17 protein-coding genes are annotated in these 17,771 nt (G+C 44.7%); 9 read left to right on the forward strand and 8 right to left on the reverse strand.

Annotated features, from left to right (window positions below; all coding sequences use genetic code 11):
• Window positions 1-145: 145 nt before the first annotated feature.
• Window positions 146-475 (forward strand): hypothetical protein, encoded by a 330-nt coding sequence (locus FTU67_RS11735; RefSeq protein WP_104499095.1) that lies wholly within the window; start codon window positions 146-148, stop codon window positions 473-475.
• Window positions 476-500: 25 nt separating this feature from the next.
• Here the strand turns inward: FTU67_RS11735 and FTU67_RS11740 are convergent, their stop codons facing one another.
• A complete protein-coding gene (locus tag FTU67_RS11740) occupies window positions 501-1,361 on the reverse strand; it encodes a 1-aminocyclopropane-1-carboxylate deaminase/D-cysteine desulfhydrase (RefSeq protein ID WP_180061762.1) in 861 nt (286 codons plus the stop codon).
• 160 nt (window positions 1,362-1,521) lie between these two features.
• Here FTU67_RS11740 and FTU67_RS11745 point away from each other — a divergent pair, with 160 nt between their 5' ends.
• Both FTU67_RS11745 and FTU67_RS11750 read left to right on the forward strand, forming a co-directional pair.
• Window positions 1,522-1,728, forward strand: coding sequence for an NF038215 family lipoprotein (locus FTU67_RS11745; RefSeq protein WP_104470039.1), 207 nt, complete (start codon window positions 1,522-1,524; stop codon window positions 1,726-1,728).
• Between the two features lie 235 nt (window positions 1,729-1,963).
• A complete protein-coding gene (locus FTU67_RS11750) occupies window positions 1,964-2,587 on the forward strand; it encodes a LysE family translocator (RefSeq protein WP_104473084.1) in 624 nt (207 codons plus the stop codon).
• 73 nt (window positions 2,588-2,660) lie between these two features.
• Here the strand turns inward: FTU67_RS11750 and FTU67_RS11755 are convergent, their stop codons facing one another.
• The gene (locus FTU67_RS11755) at window positions 2,661-3,848 is read right to left on the reverse strand and encodes an ammonium transporter (protein ID WP_180061763.1); all 1,188 of its coding nucleotides are present in this window, start codon (window positions 3,846-3,848) and stop codon (window positions 2,661-2,663) included.
• A 449-nt stretch (window positions 3,849-4,297) separates the two neighbouring features.
• Complete coding sequence (locus FTU67_RS11760; protein WP_206896957.1) at window positions 4,298-5,266, reverse strand: MBL fold metallo-hydrolase; 969 nt, start codon at window positions 5,264-5,266, stop codon at window positions 4,298-4,300.
• 324 nt (window positions 5,267-5,590) lie between these two features.
• On the opposite strand from FTU67_RS11760, the gene FTU67_RS11765 reads away from it, so the two are divergent.
• Complete coding sequence (locus FTU67_RS11765; protein WP_180061765.1) at window positions 5,591-5,758, forward strand: hypothetical protein; 168 nt, start codon at window positions 5,591-5,593, stop codon at window positions 5,756-5,758.
• A gap of 23 nt (window positions 5,759-5,781) precedes the next feature.
• Here the strand turns inward: FTU67_RS11765 and FTU67_RS11770 are convergent.
• A protein-coding gene (locus tag FTU67_RS11770) for an IS3 family transposase (protein ID WP_180061766.1) occupies window positions 5,782-6,857 on the reverse strand; the annotation gives its coding sequence in 2 pieces (ribosomal slippage) (window positions 5,782-6,605 and window positions 6,605-6,857; 1,077 coding nt in all).
• A 78-nt stretch (window positions 6,858-6,935) separates the two neighbouring features.
• On the opposite strand from FTU67_RS11770, the gene FTU67_RS11775 reads away from it, so the two are divergent.
• Window positions 6,936-7,187, forward strand: a complete 252-nt coding sequence (locus tag FTU67_RS11775) for a hypothetical protein (RefSeq protein WP_180061767.1) — start codon at window positions 6,936-6,938, stop codon at window positions 7,185-7,187.
• A 27-nt stretch (window positions 7,188-7,214) separates the two neighbouring features.
• Here the strand turns inward: FTU67_RS11775 and metG are convergent, their stop codons facing one another.
• A complete protein-coding gene (gene metG / locus FTU67_RS11780) occupies window positions 7,215-9,275 on the reverse strand; it encodes a methionine--tRNA ligase (RefSeq protein ID WP_180061768.1) in 2,061 nt (686 codons plus the stop codon).
• A gap of 250 nt (window positions 9,276-9,525) precedes the next feature.
• Between metG and apbC the strand changes: the two genes are divergently transcribed.
• A complete protein-coding gene (apbC, locus tag FTU67_RS11785) occupies window positions 9,526-10,803 on the forward strand; it encodes an iron-sulfur cluster carrier protein ApbC (RefSeq protein ID WP_005179565.1) in 1,278 nt (425 codons plus the stop codon).
• A gap of 53 nt (window positions 10,804-10,856) precedes the next feature.
• Here apbC and FTU67_RS11790 read toward each other — a convergent pair whose 3' ends face one another.
• Genes FTU67_RS11790 through FTU67_RS11800 form a run of 3 tightly spaced genes read right to left on the reverse strand, consistent with a single transcriptional unit; the run spans window position 10,857 to window position 14,370 of the window.
• Window positions 10,857-12,875: a TRAP transporter permease gene (locus FTU67_RS11790; RefSeq protein ID WP_104484228.1), complete on the reverse strand. Its 2,019-nt coding sequence runs from the start codon at window positions 12,873-12,875 to the stop codon at window positions 10,857-10,859.
• Window positions 12,872-13,369 (reverse strand): DUF1850 domain-containing protein, encoded by a 498-nt coding sequence (locus FTU67_RS11795; RefSeq protein WP_104487479.1) that lies wholly within the window; start codon window positions 13,367-13,369, stop codon window positions 12,872-12,874. The genes FTU67_RS11790 and FTU67_RS11795 overlap by 4 nt, the downstream gene beginning before the upstream one ends.
• Window positions 13,369-14,370 carry a TAXI family TRAP transporter solute-binding subunit gene (locus tag FTU67_RS11800; RefSeq protein ID WP_005179556.1) on the reverse strand — a complete coding sequence of 334 codons (1,002 nt, stop codon included), beginning with the start codon at window positions 14,368-14,370 and terminating at the stop codon, window positions 13,369-13,371. The genes FTU67_RS11795 and FTU67_RS11800 overlap by 1 nt, the downstream gene beginning before the upstream one ends.
• Before the next feature lie 407 nt (window positions 14,371-14,777).
• On the opposite strand from FTU67_RS11800, the gene FTU67_RS11805 reads away from it, so the two are divergent.
• The 3 genes from FTU67_RS11805 to FTU67_RS11815 all read left to right on the forward strand — a co-directional run bounded on the left by FTU67_RS11805 (window position 14,778) and on the right by FTU67_RS11815 (window position 17,758).
• Window positions 14,778-15,371 carry a LysE family translocator gene (locus tag FTU67_RS11805; protein ID WP_005179555.1) on the forward strand — a complete coding sequence of 198 codons (594 nt, stop codon included), beginning with the start codon at window positions 14,778-14,780 and terminating at the stop codon, window positions 15,369-15,371.
• A 112-nt stretch (window positions 15,372-15,483) separates the two neighbouring features.
• Window positions 15,484-16,053, forward strand: a complete 570-nt coding sequence (gene dcd / locus FTU67_RS11810) for a dCTP deaminase (protein ID WP_005179553.1) — start codon at window positions 15,484-15,486, stop codon at window positions 16,051-16,053.
• Window positions 16,054-16,297: 244 nt separating this feature from the next.
• Complete coding sequence (locus FTU67_RS11815) at window positions 16,298-17,758, forward strand: hypothetical protein (RefSeq protein WP_180061769.1); 1,461 nt, start codon at window positions 16,298-16,300, stop codon at window positions 17,756-17,758.
• Window positions 17,759-17,771 lie beyond the last annotated feature (13 nt).

A 17,771-nucleotide genomic window follows, 5' to 3' on the forward strand; every position in this document is an offset into this window, starting at 1 on the left:
TTGTTCCATTTTAGAGATTTGTTTAAGATAAGATATAACTCATTGAGATGTGTCATAGTATTCGTCGTTAGAAAACAATTATTGTGACATTATTTCAATGAGTTATCTATTTTTGTCGTGTACAGAGTAAAAAAGGAAAAAATCAATGAATCAAACCGCGGGGCTGGATCAGCTCAAACAATACAACTTGATCACCTATATTCTGTATATCGTCGGCTTTTTTGTCGGTGTTACGCCAATTATTGCCATTATCATGAATTATTTAAAACGTGCAGAAATGCGTGGCACCTGGCTGGAAAGTCATGTGAACTGGCAAATCAAAACTTTTTGGGTGACGCTGATTGCTTATCTGGTCGGTGCAGTCCTGACCACCATTCTGATTGGTTTTATTGTGCTGTTGCTGGCCTTTATCTGGCATATCTACCGTTTGGTGAAAGGCCTGATGGCGCTAAACAATAACCAGCCGGTATCATAAATAGACTGCACTTGAAGCTGATGCTTTAAAACGCGCGTCCCTGTAGCCCGCCAGTATGGATCAGTAAAATTTTCTGGTCTGGCCCAATTTTATCTTGATCAATCAGATCAAAGATGCCGCGCAGCATTTTGCCGGTATAAACCTGCTCCAGCGGAATATTATAACGCTGCTCAAATGTCTGAATAAACTGGATTAATTCGGGTGTGGTTTTGGCATAACCGCCACAGCAATAATCATCCAGAATACGCCAGTTGCGTTTGGTCGTGAGCTGCGCGACCTCATGAGTTAAAAAATCACCTTTTAAGGCCGAAAATCCCAGCAATTGCTGATGTTGCTGGCTGGCCTCAATCAACCCGGCAAACGTGCCACCCGTACCGACGGCACAGCAGATTAGATCGAATTGCGCATCTTCCGCTGTCAGAATTTCCCGACAGCCTTGAACCGCCAGCGCATTGGTGCCACCTTCCGGAATCAGATAAAAATCGGGATATTGCTGTTGCAGGTGCTGCAAAAAATCGGGCTGATCTTTCTGGCGATAGGCATTGCGGGAGATAAACTCCAGCTGCATGCCAAATTGCTGCGCCGTAGCCAAGGTTGGGTTTAGAGGACGCTGCGCCAGTTCTTCACCGCGAATCATGCCTAAGCTCTGAAAACCAAACTTATGCGAGGCAAAAGCGGTTGCAGCAATATGATTGGAATAGGCTCCGCCAAAGGTCAGTACTTTTTCAAACCCCTGTTGCCGGGCGGCCAGCAGGTTGTATTTCAGTTTAAAAAACTTGTTGCCCGAAATCTGCGGATGAATCAGATCCAGCCGCTTGATGCTGATGCGCTGGTGGCGATATTCAATGTGCTGATAAGGCACCTGCTGGGCAATAGAATCAAACATAGACAGAACGGAACGTTTTTGACAATTCTAACTGAAAACGGGGCGCGGTCAGTAAAGACATTTAAATAATCTCTCACGATAAAAGCCGGATCGGGCTTGCATAAAAATAGTAACTGTGTAAAAAATAAACATATAGACCTTGCAGAAAGGGAGAATAATGATGAAAAGAATCATCTTCCTGCTTATTTTAATCCAGGGTGCTTTACTGGCGGCTTGTGACCCGACCAGAGATTTAAACCAGCCCAAAACGGAAGAAACACGCAGCATGATTATTGGTGGTGTGCCGGTGCATGATCAGGATTATCTGCTGCCCAAACAAGAATCGAGTGTGAGGCCAGAACAGACCGATCCATCACAGATTTATTAATATTGTATTTAATTGATCATATTGAAAAGCGCTCAGGCCATGCTGGTATCTGGGTGCTTTTTTATGGCAAGCAAATTTTAGCGGATTGATTAAAATACGGAGTGAATTTTATAAGGTCAATGCAAATATTTGTAGTGAAAAATATCGTGAAAATCAAAACAACTGGTAAAAAATAGGAAGATATTCAAAGCACTTGCTTGTAAAATGCCGGCAGATCATTGTATTGGATAGGACTGTGGAATCCGTTTTTATTTTGGGATCAATTGCGCTGGCATTGATGTTGGGGGCCATGAGTCCGGGGCCAACATCAATTTATGTGGCGAAAAACTCGATTGCGATTTCACGTCAGCATGGTCTGTTTACCGCGCTGGGCACCGGTTTGGGCGCAGCCATCTTTGGTTTGCTTGCGGTGCTGGGCTTACAGGCCTTTTTACTGGCTGTGCCATCGGCTTATCTGGCCTTAAAAATTTGTGGCGGTTTATACCTGCTGTGGCTGGCATTTAAAATTATTAAACATGCCAAAGACCCGATTCAGGCCGATCATGCTGCCGGCACGCAAATGTCCTTACGCCGTGCTTTTATGACCGGTCTGATTACCCAATTGTCGAATCCTAAAATTGCCATTGTGCTGGCCAGTATTTTTACCGCGCTATTACCCAAAGAGATTCCGCTGTATTTTTATTTTGTCCTGCCTATTCTGTGTTTCTTTATTGATGCCGGCTGGTGTTCCTTGCTGGCGGTGGCACTATCGGCGGAAAAACCGCGCGCAGTCTATTTAAAGTTTAAAAAAGTGTTTGATCGTGCGGCCGGTGTGGTGATGACGGTGCTGGGTCTAAAGCTGATTTTTGGTATGAAATAGATGGCTTAAATTGTGTTGATCGTTGATCAACATATCTCAAAAAAGCCTCCGTTTTGTCGGAGGCTTTTTTATCTTAGAACATATTTTCTTCAGAATTGGCGGAAATCCGGTGGATAGATAAATCTGCGCCATTAAATTCTTCTTCTTGGCTTAAACGGATCCCCATCAGCAGTTTCAGTACGCCGTAAACCAGGAACCCCCCGGCCAGCGTAATCAGAATTGCCAGCGCTGTGCCGAACAGCTGGGAGATCAGGGATACGCCCCCCATACCACCGAGCCATTGCTGCCCAAAGATGCCAACTGCCAGCCCACCAAAAGCACCACATACGCCATGCAATGGCCAGACACCAAGCACATCATCAATCTTGAGTTTATTCTGGGTATAGGTGAAGAGTTTGACAAACATAATCCCGGCGATGCCGCCAATCACAAAGGCACCGAGTGGATGTACCACATCGGAGCCGGCGCAGATGGCCACCAGACCGGCAAGTGGACCATTATGTAAAAAGCCCGGGTCATCTTTGCCTGCAATTTTAGCGGCTATTGTGCCCCCGACCATCGCCATTAAAGAATTGATCGCCACCAGTCCGGAAATGGCATCCAGACGCTGGGCACTCATCACATTAAAGCCAAACCAGCCGACAATTAAAATCCAGGAACCCAAAGCCAGAAAAGGAATAGACGAGGGCGGATGCGCACTGATACGACCATCTTTTTTATAGCGCCCATAACGCGCGCCCAGCAGAATCACCGCGGCCAGTGCAATCCAGCCCCCCATGGCATGTACCACCACCGAACCGGCAAAATCATGGAAACTGGCACCAAAGCTGTGTGCTAGCCAGAGTTGCAGACCAAAGTTGCCATTCCAGATCATCCCTTCAAAAAATGGATAAATCAGCGCCACCAGAAATAAGGTCGCCAAGGCCTGCGAACGCATTTTGGCACGTTCGGCAATCCCACCAGAAATAATGGCCGGAATCGCCGCTGCAAAGGTCAGCAGGAAAAAACAGCGCATCAGGTTGTAGCCATGATCGGCCGCCAGAGTGGTCGAGCTATGGAAAAAATGCTGGCCATAGGCAATGTAATAGCCCACCAGAAAATAGGCCACTGCAGAAATAGCAAAGTCTGTGAGAATCTTGCTTAGGGCATTGACCTGATTTTTATGCCGAACGGTGCCGAGCTCTAAAAATGCAAATCCGGCATGCATGGCCAGCACCAGCACTGCACCAAGAAGGAGAAATAATAAGTCGATATTTGGCATTGTGCGTTCCAATTGAGTGCACGGGATCAGGAAAAGAAACTCAGTATATCGAGGCGAATAGATTGTAAAAGAGGGGCAGACTGCGGAAATTTTGATGAAGAATTTCGTGAAATGAATAAGACTCGATATAAAGCACAGTGCGGTTTTTTGCACCAAATCAAGTCTTTTTTAAACGCTGTAAAACTCAATATTTTGGGCTATTTTTGAAGGATTTAAATTGATTGATACAAAGATGTGCAGCAGTTTGTATGTTTACGGTGCATTTTGAAACAGGCTGGACTGTTTAGAAAATTTTAAAAATTAAGGCGAAAATTGCTGCGAGGGCTAATGTGGTTGCGTGTAGGAACAGAAAAAGTGCGAAAGAATAGCAAGGAATACTGGATGTAAAACAGCAGAACCCCATTAGCGGGGTTCTGTTTATAAAACTGACTTAGCTCAAGAGAACTGAGTTAATCGGTAAAATGTACTGGAATCCATTGATAGCTTTTGCCATCTTTTGAATAAATATGGCCGATGCCCGGGAATGGTAAATGCGCGGCCGCAATGGTCTGACCGTCTTTGGCATATTCAGCAAAATGCTTGAGACGAGTGGCGACCGCCGCTTTCGGGTCAATATCGAACTCAATGGCGGTTTCAGGCTTATCAAACTGAATGGTATGCGAATGTACAATATCACCAATAAATACCAGTTCCTGCTGCTCATGCTTTAATTTAAAACTGTAATGTCCCGGTGTATGCCCGAATGACGGTTTAAACTCGACACCACCAAAGGCCAGAGATTTATCGGAGAAGACTTTAATCTTTTTGGCTTTTTCATAAGGTGCTAAAGCCGCTTTGATTTTTTCCACCGTACCCAAAAAGCCAGCCTGTTTGTCTTTCGGTAGTTTTTTTACGGTATTGGGATTGAGCCAGAAATCATATTCAGTTTTGGCAATATGCAAGGTTGCATTGGGATAATTGGCTACACCATTATTTGAGATGCCACAGACATGGTCAGGGTGTAAATGTGTCAGAAAGACACCATTCACTTGTTCAGGCTGATGGCCTGAGGCTTTTAAATTGTTATAGATTGAACCTAAGTGATCGCCAAAACAGCTGGCTGCACCGCTATCAACCAGATAAAGCTGACTGCCGGTATTGACCAAAAAGGCATTGACGGAGGTCTGGATGCCTTTGGCTTGATCGGCATAGTATTTTTTCAGAATCTCGCTGACTTCCTGATCTGCCGCACCTTTAAATTGTGAGCGGTTGAGATAGTTGGTGCCATCGAGCAGGGCGGTAATCTGATAAGGCCCAAACTGATGCTGATAATAGCCCGCGACCTGTTTTTGTTGGGGGATGGTTGGCTCAGCCGCTTGGGTGGTGAGGGCTGTGGTGCTTAGAGCAAGTGTGAGGAATAAGGGGTTAAATGTTTTCATGGGGTTCTTATAAGTTTTAAAGGGATGGATATTTTTTATCATACTTAGATATAAATTTTAAAATTTTTTGAAAGCTCTTTCTCTTGCGTCACATATGGCTCAGGGAGAAGGTTGGGATGAGGGTTATAGCTTTTCGCCTTACTTTTGTCGGGGCAAAAGTAACAAAACCCCTCTGTTCGTTAGAGGGCACGTCCATGTGCCCCTAACGAACGGGCGACATTATGTCGCAAGTCATGTAATCAAATTTCTTGGAAAAATATCAAAGATGAAGTTACATTATTAAAATTAAAGGACATAAAAATTATGTTTAAGGGATAATTAGAAATGTTTGAAGATTATTTGGATCAATTAAGAAATAGATTTATAAAAAATAATGAAGAAATAAATTTGGATAAATTAATTGATGTAGCAGTATCTGATTTGATTGAAAATTTTGCGCTAAAAGACGAAGATAATTATAAAAATATAATTGCTAGGGTAATCCTCCCATAAATAACCGAAGTTAAAAGTAGAGGTTAAGCAGCCATTAGAGGTGGCCTTCCTTTGTTTGCTTGGTGTGGTCTTTCATAGTTGTAATGCCACAGCCAACTCGTTGCATAATCTTGTACTTCTTCCAGTGTGTCAAATAGATGCTTGCTTAGCCAGCTATAACGTATAGTCCGATTATAACGTTCAATATACGCATTCTGCTGTGGCTTACCTGGTTGAATATATTCAATACGAATACCTTGTTCAGTTGCCCAGCGTACAAATTCATGACTGATAAACTCCGGGCCATTGTCACACCGAATAACTAACGGCTTTTCTCGCCACTCCAGCAACTGATTCAACGTACGAATAACTCGGATTGTAGGTAATGAGAATCCTGCTTCAATCGCTAAGCCTTCTCGACGGTAGTCATCAATCACATTTAATAATCGGAACTTTCGACCATCGATCAGCTGATCATGCATAAAATCTAATGACCAGACCTGATTTTCTCGGATTGGTTCTTTCAATGGTTCAGGCGCGTGCCGTTTTAGTCTTCTTCTCGGTTTAATACGCAGATTTAGTGCCAACTCACAGTAAATGCGGTAAACCCGCTTGTGATTCCAGCAGTGATTCTCAACATGTCGTAAATATGAGAAGCACAGACCAAATCCCCAATCGGAATTTTCCTCAGTGAGTTCAATGAGCTGTTTAGCAATTAATGCATTGTCATCGCAAAGTTTAGCCTGATAACGGTAGCAGGTTTCACTAATGCCAAATGCAGAGCAAGCTAAACGGATACTAACCGCATGCAGGGCAACGGCTTGTTGAGCCATCTGACGTCGGCAAGATGGCTTAACCACTTTTTTGACATTGCTTCCTGAACAATCTCTGCCTTTAATCGCTCTTCAGCATACATTTTTTTTAGTCTGGTATTTTCTGCTTCCAGCTCTTTCAGTCGAGCCATCAATGAGGTATCCATACCGCTATATCTGGCACGCCATTTATAAAACGTGGCATTACTCATGCCATGTTCACGACAAAGGGTGGCTACAGGTGTGCCAGACTCCGCCTGTTTTAAAATGGACATGATCTGGCTGTCAGTAAATTTAGATGTTTTCATGCAGAATCTCCTGCTCGTATCTTAAGAGAAAATTCTACTTTTAGATCCTTTTATTTTTAGGGGGGATTACCATACGCAATGAAGGAATCAAAAGAAGATATGTTACTTGTAGGTCAGTCTAATTCTGGTTTGACTGATCCTGCACATTTTACTGCAATTAGTTTATCTCAAATTACTTCAATTTTTTTAACAGCATATTTAGAAGATAAAGAAAGTGAATTGAATTATACCGATTCACTTATATTTATTAAAATTATTGAAAATTATGTACAAGAAGTTGGTGAAGCTTTTTTACAAATTCAGAAAAATAAAAAAGCCCCTACAACGTAGAGGCTTTTTCTCATCTTAATCTAACAATTAAGACACTTTATCACCCGGTTTAGCACCAGTTTCAGGTGAAATTACCCAAACACCATCGCCATTACCCGCAGCTAACACCATACCGTTTGAAATACCAAAACGCATCTTACGTGGTGCAAGGTTTGCCACCATCACCACCAATTTGCCTTTTAAGTCTTCAGGTTGGTAGAACTCACGAATACCGCTAAATACGTTACGTGGTTCAGCTTCACCTACATTTAACGTCAATTGAAGAAGCTTGTCAGAACCTTCAACGTGAGCTGCTTCTAAAACTTCAGCCACACGTAGGTCAACTTTCATAAAGTCTTCGATACCAATAATTTCAGCTTCACCGACTTTAGGTTCTGGCTTTTTCTCAGCTGCTTTCTTCTCTTTTTTCTTTTCCGCTTTTGGTGCTTCTGCAGGGGCTGCTAAAGAGTCTTTAGATGCATCCACCATAGCAGCAACCGCTTTAGGGTCAACACGTTGCATTAACGGTTGGAACAATGCAATTTCATGTGCAAGCAAAATTTGCTGACGCGATGCAAAGTCAAAGCTGTCTAATTGTAAGAACGCTTGAACTTGTTCAGCCAATGTTGGCAATACAGGCGCCAAGTAAACCGCCAATTGACGGAACAGGTTGATCCCGACAGAACACACATCATGCACTTGCTGTTCTTCGCCTTCAATTTTCGCAAGCGCCCAAGGCTTTTTCTCATCAATGTATTGATTGGCTTTATCAGCAAGCGCCATGATTTCACGAATCGCTGTTGAGAATTCACGTGCTTCGTATGCTTGCGCGATTGAATCACCAGCGTCAATAAAGCTTTGCACCAGTTCAGGCTCGGCACAGGTTGCACTTAACTTGTTATCAAATTTGGTGTTGATGAATTTGGCACAACGGCTGGCAATATTCACTACTTTACCCACCAAGTCAGAGTTTACTTTCTGCACAAAATCATCCAGATTCAGGTCAGAATCTTCAACTTTATCAGACAGTTTAGAGGCAAAGTAGTAACGTAAGTATTCCGGATTCAGATGCTGTAAATAGGTTTCTGCTTTAATGAAGGTACCGCGAGATTTCGACATCTTCTGGCCGTTTACAGTCAAGAAACCGTTTACAAATAAACCGGTTGGGGTGCGGTAATTAGCACCTTCCAACATTGCTGGCCAGAACAGCGCGTGGAAATAGACAATATCTTTACCAATGAAGTGATAGACCTCATTGTCAGAATCTTTTTTCCAGTAATCATCAAAATTCAGGTCTGGACGTTTGGTTTTGACGTAGTTTTCAAAGCTCGACATATAGCCGATAGGTGCATCGACCCAAACGTAGAAATATTTATTTGGCGCATCTGGAATTTCAAAGCCGAAGTAAGGTGCATCACGGGAGATGTCCCAATCGTTCAGGCCATTGTCAAACCATTCATCTAACTTGTTGGCAATTGATACCGGCAAACGGCCTTCATCACGGGTCCATTTTTGCAGGTATTCACCAAAGTTTGGCAATTTAAAGAAGTAGTGATCCGATGATTTTTCAATCGGCGTGGCACCGCTTAACGTCGATTTCGGATTTAACAGTTCAGTCGCGTTATACGTGGTTCCGCAGACTTCACATGAGTCGCCGTACTGATCTTCGGCTTTACATTTCGGGCAGGTGCCTTTAATGAAACGGTCCGACAGGAACATGCCTTTTTCCGGGTCGAACAGTTGTGTCACAGGACGAACGGCAATATTGCCGGCATCACGGTTCTTGAGATAAATTTCTTGCGCGCGCGCCTTGTTGGTGTCGCTATGGGTGGAATCATAATGATCAAAATCGACCTTAAAGCCGGCAAAATCACGCATATGTTCGGCCTGAACATTGGCAATCTGCTGTTCTGGTGAAATACCGTTGGCTTCAGCACGTAGCATGATGGCGGTACCGTGAGCATCATCCGCACAGACATAAGTCACTTCATGGCCCATTGCACGCATGGCACGAACCCAGATATCTGCCTGGATATAACCGAGTAAGTGGCCCATATGGATTGGACCATTGGCGTATGGAAGGGCGTTGGTGACTAAAATTTTACGCACGGATTAACTCTCTCATTCGTATTCATTATGCAATGTCCGCGATTTTACCTTAGATGATGCAGGCTTGCACAAGGGAATCGGTGAATTCTTTTCAGGAACGGATAAAATCTGCATTTCTGTGCCGAAAAAACAGAAAAAACCAAGTCTTTGACTAAGATTTATAATTCCTGTGGCTGTGCTGGCTTAACCTTCGTTTAAATACCCGTTAAACTAGGGCATTCGGTTGTATATCCAGATTTGGAGTAACTTTATGTCGTGGCTTTCTTCACTAAAATCGGTCTTTGCTCCTGCACAGGAGGTGAAAGAGGAAGAAATCCAGAAGGTACTGCAAAACTATGTACTTCCTGCTTCCCAAAACGCACTCAAAGAGCGTATTTCTCAGGTCAATGTACAGGGACAAATCCTGCAATTAACTATCAATACTTATCCGGAAGAAAAACAGTATTTGCAGCAGATTCATGATGAACTAGCCGATGCACTCGAGCAATGCGGCATCAAGGAACTGAATCTGCATGTGGTGCAGCAAAAAACCGGGGCGAAAAAAGAGGGCGGCTGTGGTCATAACCATGCCGAAGGTGAAAGCTGTTCCAGCAAGCCACAAGTTGCAGCAAAATCCAGTCTGCCACCTGTGGTCGATGCTTCGGCAAGTTCAGATGCGCTCAAGCAAGCCAATGCCAACTATCAACCCCAGCAAGAAGAAGCGCCAATTCAAAAAGCTGCACCGCAGCAGCGTGATGTGCCAAAACATCCACGTATTCAAAACGTAATTCTGGTGTCATCCGGTAAAGGTGGGGTTGGAAAATCAACCACTACCGTTAATCTGGCCTTGGCGATGCAACAGCTGGGTCTGAAAGTGGGTGTATTGGATGCCGATATTTATGGCCCGAGTATTCCAACCATGCTCGGCAATGCCGGCCAAACCCCGATGATTGAAGCCGAGCATTTTGTGCCTTTAGATGCTTATGGGATGGCGGTGCTGTCGATTGGTCATTTAACTGGTGATCATAATACCCCGGTGGCTTGGCGTGGACCAAAAGCTACGGGTGCCCTGATGCAGTTATTCAATCAGACCTTGTGGCCAGATTTAGATGTACTGGTGATTGATATGCCGCCGGGAACCGGTGATATCCAGTTAACCCTGGCGCAGCGTATTCCGGTCACGGGTGCCGTAATTGTCACTACACCGCAAAACGTAGCCTTAATGGATGCGACCAAAGGCATTGAGCTGTTTAACCGTGTACAGATTCCGGTGATAGGTGTGATTGAAAATATGTCGACGCACATCTGTTCTAACTGTGGTTTTGAAGAGCAAATTTTTGGGACCGGTGGTGGCGATCAACTGGCCGAGCAATACGATATTCCATTACTGGGCCGTTTGCCGCTGAATGTACAGATTCGTGAAAATGCCGATGCCGGTAAACCGTCTGTGATTGCCGAAGATGATGCAGCCGACAGCTATCGGGAAATTGCCCAGAAAATCATGGATAAACTGCCAAAAGCAGACAAAGACCAGAACCGGATTTTTTAATTCTGTAATGTAGTGAATAGAAAAAAGCCCAATCTTCAGATTGGGCTTTTATTTTAGGCAGATGATAAACCGGATGGCGTCGATTTTTGCTTTCTGGCTTGCAGCACATTAACAGCCACTGCAATCACCACCATGATGGTACCGGCAATGTCGGTATAGGTTTCCGGAATAATCATCATTAAGGCACCCACCCCCATGAAAATTCGCCAGAACCAGTTTAAACCGGTTTTGAAATAGCCCTCGACCGCCGCGCCCAAGGCTAGAATCCCAATAACCGAAGTCACGGTAATGCTGACAATGGTGGTCCAGGCCGGGAAGGCAAATTCACGCGCATTAACGGCCACGTTGGTGGTATCAATCATCAGCATGGCCGGGTTATATACAAACAGGAACGGCACAATAAAACCGGCCAGTGACAGTTTCAGTGCCTGAAAACCGGTCCGCATCGGGTCGCCGCCAGCAATCCCGGCACCGGCAAAGGCGGCCAGCGCCACTGGCGGGGTGATATTGGCAAACAGACCAAAATAGAACACAAACATGTGCGCTACCAAGGTCGGAATATCAAAATGGGCCAAGGCTGGTGCAGCCATGGTCGCGGTAATGATATAGGCCGGAATCGAAGGCAGGCCCATCCCCAGAATCATGGAAGCCAGCATGGTAAAGAACAGGGTCAGGAACAGGCTGCCCGCACCAATACTCATAATAGATGAGGTCATGACGGTACCGAAACTGGTCAGGCTGACCACCCCAATGATAATCCCGACCACCGCACAGGCCGCCATCACCGATAAGGACTGCCGGGCACCATCGGCCAGGGCATCCAGAATCTCCCGAATTCCCATGCGGGTAGATTTTCTAAAGGCTGCCACAATAACCGTAAGCACAATGGTATACACCGCGGCATAACTGACCGGAATTGACTGGAACAGGAAAAACACCAGCGCCACAATCGGAATCAACAAATGTCCGCGCTCTTTTAGCACTTCTTTAACCCGAGGTAAATCTGCTTTGGGTACCCCTTTTAGGTTGTCTTTCCCGGCACGAAAATGGACTTGGGCCATCACGCCTAAATAATACAACAGCGCCGGCAGGGTCGCGGCTAGGGCGATGGTGCCATAACTGACGCCGGTGGTTTCCGCCATAATAAAGGCACTGGCGCCCATCACTGGCGGTAAAATCTGTCCGCCGACTGAAGCACTGGCTTCCACCGCGCCGGCAAAATTTTTGTGATAACCAATCTTTTTCATCAGCGGGATGGTAAAGGAACCGGTACCGACCACATTGGCCACTGCCGTACCATTAATACTGCCCATAAAGCCACTGGAAATAACCGCCACCTTGGCCGGGCCACCCTGTTTATGCCCGGCCAGGGCCATGGCCAGATCATTAAATAATTTGCCCATCCCCGATTTAGCCAGAAAGGCGCCAAATAAAATAAACAGGAAAATGAAAGTCACCGATGCGCCAATCGCCGATGAATACAGGCCTTCGGTTTTCAGATACATCTGCCCGAAAATATCACTCACGGTATAAGGCCGGGTCAGCAACCGTTCTGGCATCCAGTTAAAATGACTGATAAAAGGATAAGCCAGGAAAATCAGCCCGAGAATCGGCAGCATCCAGCCCATGACCCGTCGTGCTGCTTCCACTACCAGCACCACGGTCATAATTGAAAACACAATATCCAGTACATTGGGAATCCCGCCGCGGGTGGTCATAATGGCCTGATATTCTTTCCATAAATATAAAAATGAAGCGAGAGAGGCGAGGGCCAGAATCCAGTCGAACCAGACCACATGCTGGCGGGAACTGGACTGTCGTGCCGGATAAAGTAAAAACACCAGTACCAGACCAATGGCCACGTGCGCCGAGCGTTGTAGCAGTTCTGGAAGCGGGTTAAAGGTAATAAACAGATGAAACAGCGAATAGCTGATGGCAATCGCAGCAATAAACCAGCTGACCGATTTGCTAAGAGGTTGGCGCGTGACCGATTCCCGGTCAAATTTTTCCAGCAGGGCCTGCTGTTCTTTTTCATCCAGCTGTTCAATGGTTACTTTTTCTTGTTGTGTCATACGCAGTCTCCTTGACCCCACCATTTCCAGAACGGTCGTTGCTGTACCGAAAAATGCACCACCGTGTAATCAGGAAAATCTTCGGCAATGGGCCAGCGTTTCTGATTGATCTGGAGCTGTCCTTGCATACGGCGTGAAATGGTCCAATGTAATTCTTTTAAATGATGATTGACCTGCATACGTACCTGGCCATTGGCTTGGCGCAGCACAGGATAATGATCCGGTGTACCGGCACCAAAGGACACCAGGTCGGTATGCGTTAAAATAAAATGCTGATCTTCACGCTGATAATGTTCCTGCCAGCGGGTTTTTTCTACCGAATGTTGCCACTGCAACTGAAACTGTTGCGGGCGAATCACACAGCTGGTGTTAGGACCTTTGTGACTCTCTTCAATCTTGACTAAGGTATAACTTTGCGGAAACCACAGGCCGAGCAGGATGATCAGTATCAACAGAAAAAGTGCAGCCCAAACTGCACTTTTGTAGCTGAACATTAAGGTGCTGCCACCTCATCATAATAACGTTTCGCCCCCGGATGCAGCGGTGCAACCAGACCTTGCTGGGCTTTTTCCAGAGTAATATCGGTAGCGGCCTGATGGGCATTGGCCAAATTGCCTAAATTGTCAAAGAAGGTTTTGGTCAGCTTATACACATCATCTTCAGACAGGTCGGAACGTACCACCAAGGCATTCATAATGGCTGCGGTCTGCACATCTTCTGCATTGCCATAAGTGCCTTTTGGAATTGCCATTGGCAGGAAGTAAGACTGGTTCTGGGCAATCTGTTTGACTTTATCTGCATTAATACTCACCAGTTGCAGATCAAAACTCTGTTGTAGTTCCATCAATGATGAATTTGGAATACCACTGGTCAGGAAGGCCGCATCCAGTTTGCCACCTTTTAAGGCATCGGCGGCTTCGGCATAACCTAGGTAATCGACTTTGACATCGTCATAGCTAATCCCAAAACCGTTCAGCAGGGTACGCGCATTAACTTCCACCCCGGAGTTTTGTGCACCCACGGCAATACGTTTGCCTTTTAAATCTTCAATAGAGCGAATCCCGGATTTTTTTGAAGCCACAATCTGCACATAGTTAGGATATAAAGCCGCAATTTGCTGCACATTGCCAATTTTATCTTTAAAGCTGCCTGTGCCCTGAATGGCTTCGGTCAGACTATCACTCATCACAAAAGCCATTTCGACTTTATTCTGTTTTAGCAGGTTCAGGTTTTCAACCGAAGCGCCGGTGGTCTGGGTTTTGGAGTTAACGCCGTAGGTTTTGTTATACAGTTCGGCCAGACTGGTCCCGATCACGTTATAGGGACCGGAGGCGCCACCCGTGGCAATACTGACAAAACGGGTTTGCAGTTTGTCGGCAGCAGCGGCACTGCTTTGTGGATCGGCCTGGGTGTTGTTCTGGCCCGGATCATTGGAACAAGCACTTACACCAGCTAAGGCCAGCGTCAGTAAGGTCAGTTGCGTCCATTTTTTCATTGACTTCTCCTGTGATTATTATCGTCATCCATTGTTGAAATATTGAAAGATTTCAAACTTAAAGCTGGTTCTGGTTATTCTGATTAAGGCAGCTTGTTGAGTTAAAAATTAACCGAATAATTTGAACTTGAACAGTTTTTTTACGCATTTATACAATTAGAGGTGGGTAAAAATGGACTAAAAACTCTTGATTTATTGGAGATGAACGGCCCAGTTTTGATGACTGTTATATATTCTTTAATATGTTTTTAAGTTTATGATAATTAATAATAAATATATTGTAATTGACTGTGTTTTTAGTTGAGGAATTCCTCTGTTTTGCTGCACAATGAGGCCAGTTACAATTTATTTTTTGCCTATGCCTTGCAACTCCATTACATTTGCAGCATTCGCGCATGAGGCTGGCTATGATTTCATGGTTTTTTATTGGTTTGGTGATCACCATCTTGTTGACACCTGGTCCAACCAACACCTTGCTGGCCTCTTCCGGAATTCAGGTCGGCATCCGTAAATCTTTTCATTTAATTCCCGCCGAAGCCTTTGGTTATCTGATTTCCATTACTCTATGGGGCATGCTAATCGGGCAGGTGTCGAGCCAGTTACCGTTATTGCCCACTGTGCTAAAACTGTTTAGTGCGGTTTATATCATTTATCTGGCCATCAAGTTGTGGCGTACTGCCAATGTCGAACAGCAGTTTCAGCAGCCGACCATTCGCGCGCGTGAACTGTTTGTGGCCACTTTACTAAATCCGAAGGCCTTGCTGTTTGCTTCTGCAATTTTTCCGGCCATCGCCTGGACCAGCGCCGCACATTATGTGGCACATATTCTGATGTTTCTGATCCTGATTATTCCCATTGCATTTTTCTGGACCCTGATTGGTTCCTTTTTGGCCAGCAATAAAATCCGCTGGCTTAATCCGGCCAATCTGCAAAAAACAGCATCCTTGCTGCTGTTCAGTTTTTCAATTCCACTAAGTTATTCGGCGCTTTTAAGACTTTAAACGCCCCATCTGCAGCAGGCAGAAAAGTCGACTTCATGCCTGCTTATTTCCATTGGTGCCGATTTCAGTTAAAGTACAGCGCAGTAAAACATTCGCTTTTGGATAGAAATAAATGGCAATTAAGTCTGATCGTTGGATTCGCGAAATGAGCGAAAAACACGGCATGATTGAACCGTATGCACATAATCAGGTTCGATTTGATGAAAATGGCAACAAACTGATTTCCTATGGCGTTTCAAGTTATGGTTATGACGTCCGTTGTGCGCGTGAATTTAAAGTATTCACCAATGTCCATTCTGCCATTGTTGATCCAAAAAACTTTGATGAAAAAAGCTTTATTGATATTGAATCGGATGTCTGCATTATTCCACCAAACTCGTTTGCCTTGGCGCGTACAGTTGAATATTTCCGTATCCCACGTAATGTTTTAACCGTATGTCTGGGCAAATCGACCTATGCGCGCTGCGGTATTATTGTCAATGTCACGCCGCTCGAACCAGAGTGGGAAGGGCATGTGACCTTGGAATTCTCTAATACCACCAACCTGCCTGCACGTATTTACGCGGGAGAAGGCGTTGCACAGATGCTGTTCTTTGAATCAGATGAAGTGTGTGAAACCTCCTATAAAGATCGTGGTGGTAAATATCAGGGCCAAACCGGGGTAACCTTACCGAAAGCCTGATAGTGGAAACTTAAAATAAAAACAAGCGAGCCGTTGTGCTCGCTTGTTTTTTCTCCAATTCATTCATCGGAAATACGGGCTTTTTGGCCTGTATTTTTTTGCAATTGATAAATTATTACGCATAATGAACAACAATTATGACTTGGTAATCGCATGTTTTTAAGGATAAAAACACATAAATAAATAGCCAAGTTCTGGATAAATAAAAGAATGATGCGGAGCATCTGGGAATAGGATGGTCGAGATGACTGAATATGGAATTGGCCTAAATTTTAGAAAAAGTTGCTTAGCTGCCTTGGTCGGGATGTTGCTAAGTTCTCCTGCATATGCTTTACAGAATCTATCCGATGAACATCTGGCAAATACCACAGGTGAAGGGATTGCCTTGCTTCCTGAAAATTTCAAAATGGTATTTCAGCGCCCGAATGATGTGTCTGCGGCATCAAGTTATACCCGTAATCTCGATAATCCGGAACAATATGACACCGGTTTTATTCGCATCATTCCGGTAGGTGAAAATTACGATAATTTAACCCTCAGTCAGACTGATGCTGCCAATCAGAGAACCAAAGCGGATATTTTTATTTATGGTCTGGCGCTCTCTGAAACCAATAACAATATGAACCAGCGCTATAGTAATCAGGGGTTTGATTGGGGCAGTGCTGCGAATCCCTGGTTATTTCGCGCTGGTACAGCCGAAAATATCCGTCAATTTGACAGTACGAATGCAGCGACCGATATCAGTTATATTTCTTTAGAAGCTCCTTTGGCCAAAGTGGATGCTGATGATCAGGACAATAATATTAAACTTGGGCTTTGGTTAGATGCTTTTTCACGCAGCTGGAACTCAAGTAACAAGGTGGACCCAATTACGGGGGCACCTGTCACGACCGATGCGGTCAATGATCCTGACTTATTAAAAAATCAGCGAATTCGTTTGCAATTGGTGGCCAATGGTCTAAGCCTAAGTGGTTCACAGGTTCGACTGTTTCAAACCATGCCTTCTACCAATGCGGTAGAAAGTCAGACTTTAGGTATGGCCAGTCTTATCCGTCTGAATACCAATGATAATCCTGAAGCTCTAATTTATGAAAATACCCAAGCCAATAAAGAACTGCTCAATGCCAGAGGTTTGCGTATAAGTACAGCAACCCTCAATGATGGTACCGCGGTTACGCCTGCACTCGACCGTTCTTTAGCCCCAATTTTCCATGCTGAAGAAGGTTTGTATTTGTATAGCCCCAACATCAATTTAGTGCTCGGCAATATGCACCAACCGTTTATTTTGGGCTCGGAAGGCCAGAATATTATTTTAGAAGTGACCCGCATTCCGAATGTCCCTGAAATTTATAAACAGATTTATACCTATTATGCCGATATTGATGGCGATAACACCGAGATCAACCCTGCTGACTATAAAGGCTCAACCTGTAATGTTGCTTATTGTGGCTCTAATATTTCCCAAGTACTTTCAGGGGCAGGAACCACCAACTATCAGGGAACCAATGCAACACATAGCAGTATTTCAATTGGTAGTGTGACACGTGATCCGACCACGAATCTGTTAAAAGCCAACACTGCGAGTAATTCTACCGGTGTGGTATTTAGAAGCCCGCATGCAACTACAGCACCTGTAAACTTGGGCTCGGTGGCAATTGATGGTGTGCTGATCCAGCACTTGAAGTTTAAGACCACGGGACTATAAGAGGGAATTTGAG

The sequence above is a fragment of the Acinetobacter sp. YH12132 genome, assembly GCF_013418645.1.
In the GTDB taxonomy this organism is placed as follows: domain Bacteria; phylum Pseudomonadota; class Gammaproteobacteria; order Pseudomonadales; family Moraxellaceae; genus Acinetobacter; species Acinetobacter indicus.